Here is a 4,081-nt window from a genome sequence, read left to right on the forward strand (position 1 = left end):
CCTGGCCTGCCAGAAACTCGTCATAGGCGAGACGCCGCCAGGCCGCGCCGTCGACGGACACGTCGATCGGGTCCTCGGGATTGTGGATGCGGGCGAGCGCGTCGCCGAAGGCAGGAAAGGTGCGGCGGCGCAGAAACTCGCCATCCTGCCATTCCGGCAGCACCGGCAAGCGAGCGAGCGCCTGGCCGATTGCGCGGCGCAGCACTTTTCCCGAGAGCCCGGCGGTGAGCGGATAGACCGGCTCGACCAGCGGCAGGTTTTCCGCTTCGCTGGCCAGCGCGATGTGGTCGGGGTGAACCATGGTCGGCCGGCCGTTGAACCATTCCATGCGACCGGAGACCACGACATGCTCGCCTTCGGGCATCGCTTTTTCCAGATAGGCGGCGTGCGCATGGAAGAAGGTCAGCGCGATCTCGCCGGTGTCGTCATGGGCGTAGACGCGGTATGGCACCGATCGGTTGCCGCGCGGCGGCGGCTGGTGGCGGTCGATGCGTACTTCGAGGGTGACGATCGCGCCTTCGGCCGAACCGGCGATACCCGGCCGGTTGCGGCGGTCGATCACCGTCTGGGGCAGCACGAACAGAAGATCGCCGGCGCGCGCCGCTCGGTCGCCGAGATCGGCCGGCACGATTTTCTCGATCAGTGCGCCGACCTTCGGCCCGACGCCGGCAAGCGAGGTGATCGGGACAAACAGTGGATCGAGGAGGGAAGGACGCATGATGTCAGCTTATGTCGCGACAGCCGCAGCGCAAGGCTGACACCGCCCTCTATCCACGCTATACGCGCCGCTTCAGGCAAGGATGCTGGACGATGACCGGGACGAAACGATCAAGCGAGGGGCTCGACGCCCGCCGCCGCAAGCTTCTGTTTCGGTCCTGGCATCGCGGCATGCGCGAAATGGACCTCATCCTTGGCAGTTTCGCAGATGCGGAGATCGGCGCCTTGACCGGCGACGAACTCGACCAATATGAGAGGCTCCTCGATGTTCCCGACACCGAATTCCTGCCCGTGATCACCGGCGAGCGTCCGATTCCGGCAAATATCGATTGTGCCGTCCTGCAAAAAATCCTGGCGTCGCGCCAGACGATGACATTCTGAACTACGTGTAATCCATGAGCCTCATTCCCTCGATCGGCCTGCCGAAAGGCCGCGCCGGCCAGTTCATCGTCGACGGTGTCGCCGACGGCTACGAAGCCTTTGCGCTGGTGCAGGCTGCGCACGAGATCGCGCCCGACAAGCCGGTGTTGTTCGTGGCGCGCGACGGCCAGCGCCTGCCTTCGATCGTCGAGGCGCTGTCATTCGCCGCGCCAGGCCTGCCGGTGCTCGAACTGCCAGCCTGGGATTGTCTGCCTTACGACCGCGTCTCGCCCGGGGCGGATGCTGCCGCACGGCGTCTTGATGCGCTCACCGCGATGATCGCGCTGGTGAAAAGATCGCACCGCGCCGTCATCCTGACCACCGCCAATGCGCTGCTGCAGCGCATTCCGCCTGCAAGCCTCATCGAGGCGCAGACCTTCCACGCCAAACCCGGCAACCAGATCGACATGAATGCACTGGTGTCGCGGCTGGAGACATCAGGCTTCGAGCGGGTGCCGACCGTGCGCGGCGTCGGCGAGTTTGCCGTGCGCGGCGGCATTCTTGACCTGTTCGCACCGGGCTGGACGGAAGCGTTGCGCCTCGATTTCTTCGGCGACACGCTGGAATCGATCCGCGTCTTCGACGCCGCCACGCAGCGCACCACCGGCCAGCGCAAGTCGATGGCGCTGCAGGCGATGAGTGAAGTGGCGCTGACGCCGGAGACCATCAGCCGTTTCCGCCGCAGTTACATCGAGGCCTTTGGCGCGCCCTCTCGCGACGATGGGCTCTACGCGGCGGTCAGCGAGGGACGGCGTTTCGCCGGCATGGAGCATTGGCTGCCGCTCTTCTACGAGCGGCTCGAGACGGTGTTCGACTATCTGCAGGACACGCCTGTCGTGTTCGACCATCTGGCGCATGAGGCGCTGGCGGAACGCCATGCGTTGATCCTCGACCACTACGAGGCGCGCAGGAAGCAGGCGGACGGCGCGCTGAAGGACGCCGTTCCGTACAAGCCGGTGCCGCCCGACCTGCTTTATCTGTCGCCCGAAAACCTCATCGCCTCGCTTGGGCCGCGCGGAGCGATCGACTTCACGCCCTTCGATGCGCCCGATGCCGGCGCGAAGAAAATCTTCCATGCCGGCTCGCGACATGGCCGCAGCTTCGTCGAGGAACGCGCCGATCCCACCATCAACGTCTTCGACGTCGTCGTAAAACACATTGCCGATGAGCGGGCCGCCCGCCGCCGGGTCGTCGTCGCCGGCTGGACAGAAGGTTCGCTAGACCGGCTCGGCCAGATCCTGACTGAACACCATCTCGGCAATCTCAAGCCGGTGGCCACGCTGGCCGAGGCGGAAAAGCTCGAACCGGGGCAGGCGGCACTTGCCGTGCTGCCGCTCGAATCCGGCTTCGAGACCGAGAAACTGGTCGTCGTCGCCGAGCAGGACATTCTGGGCGACCGGCTGATCCGCCGCTCGAAGCGCAAGAAGCGTCCTTCCGACTTCATCGCCGAAGCCTCGGCGTTGTCCTCCGGCGACATTGTCGTCCACACCGACCACGGCATTGGCCGCTTCATCGGGCTGCGCACTATCGAGGCGGTCGGTGCGCCGCATGATTGCCTAGAAATCCATTATGCCGGCGACGACCGGCTGTTTCTGCCGGTTGAAAATATCGAACTGCTGTCACGCTATGGCTCGGATTCGGCCGAAGCGACATTGGACAAGCTTGGTGGCGGCGCCTGGCAATCGCGCAAGGCGCGGCTGAAGCGGCGGCTGCTCGACATGGCCGGCCAGTTGATCCGCATCGCCGCAGAGCGGCAGATGCGCGCCGCTCCTTCGCTGGTGCCGGCGGAAGGTCTCTATGGCGAATTCTCCGCGCGGTTTCCCTATGAGGAAACCGACGACCAGCAGACGGCGATCGATTCGGTCATGGGCGATCTGGGGGCTGGAAAGCCGATGGACCGGCTGATCTGCGGCGACGTCGGCTTCGGCAAGACGGAAGTTGCGCTTCGCGCCGCCTTCATCGCGGCGATGGAAGGGTTTCAGGTCGCGGTGGTGGTGCCGACGACATTGTTGTCGCGCCAGCATTTCAAGACCTTTTCGCAGCGTTTCTCCGGCCTGCCGATCCGCGTCGCTCAGGCCTCGCGGCTGGTTGGCGCCAAGGATCTGGCCGAGACCAAGAAGGGCATCGCCGAAGGCACGGTCGACATCGTCGTCGGCACTCACGCGCTGCTCGGCGCCTCAATTTCGTTCAAGAATCTTGGCCTGTTGATCATCGACGAGGAACAGCATTTTGGCGTCAAGCACAAGGAACGGCTGAAGGACCTGAAGAGCGACGTGCATGTGCTGACGCTGTCGGCGACACCGATCCCGCGCACGCTGCAACTGGCATTGACCGGCGTGCGCGAACTGTCGCTGATCGCCACGCCGCCGGTCGACCGCCTGGCGGTGCGCACCTTCATCTCGCCCTTCGACCCGCTGGTCATCCGCGAGACCCTGCTCAGGGAACGCTACCGCGGCGGTCATTCCTTCTATGTCGTGCCACGCATCAGCGATCTGGCGGAAATCCATGATTTCCTGCGTGAATCCGTTCCAGAGCTGAAAGTGGCTGTCGCTCACGGCCAGATGCCGCCCGGCGAGCTCGACGACATCATGAATGCCTTCTACGACGGCCAGTACGATGTGCTGCTGTCGACCACCATTGTCGAATCCGGCCTCGATATCCCGACCGCCAACACGCTGATCGTGCATCGCGCCGACATGTTCGGTCTGTCGCAGCTCTACCAGCTGCGCGGCCGCGTCGGCCGCTCGAAGGTGCGCGCCTATGCGCTGTTCACGCTGCCGGCCAACCGCAAGCTGACCGACACCGCCGAGCGCCGGCTGAAGGTGCTGCAGTCGCTCGACACGCTGGGCGCCGGTTTCCAGCTCGCCAGCCACGATCTCGATATCAGAGGCGCCGGCAATCTTCTCGGCGAAGAGCAGTCGGGCCATATCAAGGAGGTCGGCTT

3 protein-coding genes are annotated in these 4,081 nt (G+C 64.8%); 2 read left to right on the top strand and 1 reads right to left on the bottom strand.

Annotated elements, in window-relative coordinates:
* The coding region (locus tag EOA86_RS25120; RefSeq protein ID WP_348633367.1) for an OB-fold nucleic acid binding domain-containing protein at positions 1 to 718 on the bottom strand (718 nt) is incomplete at its 3' end.
* Between the two features lie 92 nt (positions 719 to 810).
* Between EOA86_RS25120 and EOA86_RS25125 the strand changes: the two genes are divergently transcribed.
* On the top strand, positions 811 to 1,098 hold the full coding sequence (locus tag EOA86_RS25125) for a succinate dehydrogenase assembly factor 2 (RefSeq protein WP_127318755.1): 288 nt from the start codon (positions 811 to 813) through the stop codon (positions 1,096 to 1,098).
* 14 nt (positions 1,099 to 1,112) lie between these two features.
* The coding region (gene mfd, locus EOA86_RS25130; protein WP_128344139.1) for a transcription-repair coupling factor at positions 1,113 to 4,081 on the top strand (2,969 nt) is incomplete at its 3' end.

The sequence above is a fragment of the Mesorhizobium sp. M5C.F.Ca.IN.020.32.2.1 genome (assembly GCF_004023105.1).
GTDB lineage: Bacteria > Pseudomonadota > Alphaproteobacteria > Rhizobiales > Rhizobiaceae > Mesorhizobium > Mesorhizobium wenxiniae.